Genomic DNA, 1,837 nt, shown 5'->3' on the forward strand with positions numbered 1-1,837 from the left:
CACCTCCCCCCACCTATACTCAGGGAATCACTCCAGCCTCTATCCAGGGAGGCTCGCCGCGTGAACCCGCGCATCCCGCTCCTGCTGCTCTGCCTGCTCCTGGCGCTGTCTGGCTGCGCCAGCAAGCAGCCCCCTGCTCCGCCGCCGATAACCCCGACACCGGCGGTCTGGCAGCGCATCGACCAGGATCTGATCGGCGCCTCGGTCGCCGCCACCGGCTCGGCCAACGACTATGCCCGGCGCTCCATGCGGGTCTGGAAGGAGCAGGTGCAGCGACGCACCGAGAGCGACTTCATCCCCTGGTTCACCGGCTACTGGACCCAGCAATGGCTCACCCTCAAGGTGGCCTGGTACAAGATGAACAGCGGCAACGGCGCGCAACCGCCGGAACGGCGCCTGGCCCAATACCTGCAGGCGCAGTACCACAAGCGGGTGATCGAACCCGTCGCCGAACAGATCGACCCCGAAGCCATTCGCGACCGCGCCAGCGAGCTGTACCTGCAACTGCTCGGCCAGCAGTTGCCGGCCATCATCCAACGCTACAACGCCCCGCCCGACCAGTTCAGCCAACGCCTGAACCGCATCCCGGCCATCGCCCTGGGCCCACCGCAGGCACGCGACGCCACGCTGTACCAGCTCCTGCGGGCCAAGTCCCTGGCACAGCAACCGGCCTGGCAGGCCCTGCGCCAACACCTGCACCAGCAGGCCACCCGAGCGCCGGGGCAGACCCAGGCGGGGCTGTCGTCGGTGGCCAACCGCGCCAGCGAGAAACTCGGCGCCACCCTCGCCCCGCGTGGCATCGCCAGCGCCGTCGCGGCGGCGGTGGGCAAGGCGGCCGGGGCGATGATCTCGGTGGCGGTGGCCGGCTTCGGCATGGTCAGCCATGACCAGGAGCACCCGCAGATGGTCGAGCAGTTGCGGGTGATCCTCAACGTGGCACTGAACGAGGAATGGCGCGACTTGATGGAGAACCGTCAGAGCGGCGCCATGGCCGGGGTCTACTACCTGTCCGGGCAAGTCGAGGACAGCCTGCTGGGCAGCACGCCAAGGGCGCGCGAGTAATGGGTTACGAATTCCGGCCATGTCCTACGACGCAGGGCCTTTCAATATTTTTCAGGATCGGCCGATACCGGTGATGACAGGTCCCGCCATGCGCGCCACAAGCGCGCGGCGCCCCCTCCCACTGGCCCAAGGTCTCGAAACATGAACCTGAAATTCCGCCACAAGAGCCTGCTCAGCGCCTGCGCCGTCGTGGTCCTGGCATTCGCCTCGTTCACCCTCTACAACGACTATTTGCAGCGCAACATCATCCGCCAGAACATCGAGGCCTCCGTACGCCAGGCCGGCGCGCAGACCGCCAGCAGCGTGCAGAACTGGATGAGCGGGCGCATCCTGGTGCTGGAGAACCTAGCCCAGGACATCGCCCAGCAAGGTGCCGGCGACAACCTGCCGGGGCTGGTCGACCAGCCGTCCTATACCCGCAACTTCCAGTTCACCTACTTCGGCCGCAACGACGGGCTGTTCACCCAACGTCCGGACGCCAAGATGCCCGACGGCTACGACCCGCGCCAGCGCCCCTGGTACACCGCGGCGGTGACCGCCGACCAGACCCTGCTGACCCCGCCCTACCAAGCCTCGGTGGGCGGCCAGGTAGTGACCATCGCCATCCCGGTGAAGGCCCGTGCCGACGCTGAACTGCTGGGCGTGGTCGGCGGCGACCTGAGCCTGGACACCCTGGTGGACATCATCAACGCCGTGGACTTCGGCGGCATCGGCCATGCCTTCCTGGCCGACCGCGACGGCCAGGTGATCGTCAGCCCCGACAAGGCCCAGGTGA

General features: G+C 67.6%; 2 protein-coding genes. Both read left to right on the forward strand.

Annotated features, from left to right (window positions below):
* The first annotated feature begins 60 nt into the window (after positions 1-60).
* On the forward strand, positions 61-1,062 hold the full coding sequence (locus tag WCE05_RS25735; protein WP_253091344.1) for a hypothetical protein: 1,002 nt from the start codon (positions 61-63) through the stop codon (positions 1,060-1,062).
* Positions 1,063-1,203: 141 nt separating this feature from the next.
* Positions 1,204-1,837: cache domain-containing protein (locus WCE05_RS25740; protein ID WP_368816810.1), on the forward strand; the 634-nt coding region annotated here is incomplete at its 3' end.

This window comes from Pseudomonas sp. I2 (genome assembly GCF_040984075.1).
Lineage (GTDB): Bacteria > Pseudomonadota > Gammaproteobacteria > Pseudomonadales > Pseudomonadaceae > Aquipseudomonas > Aquipseudomonas guariconensis_B.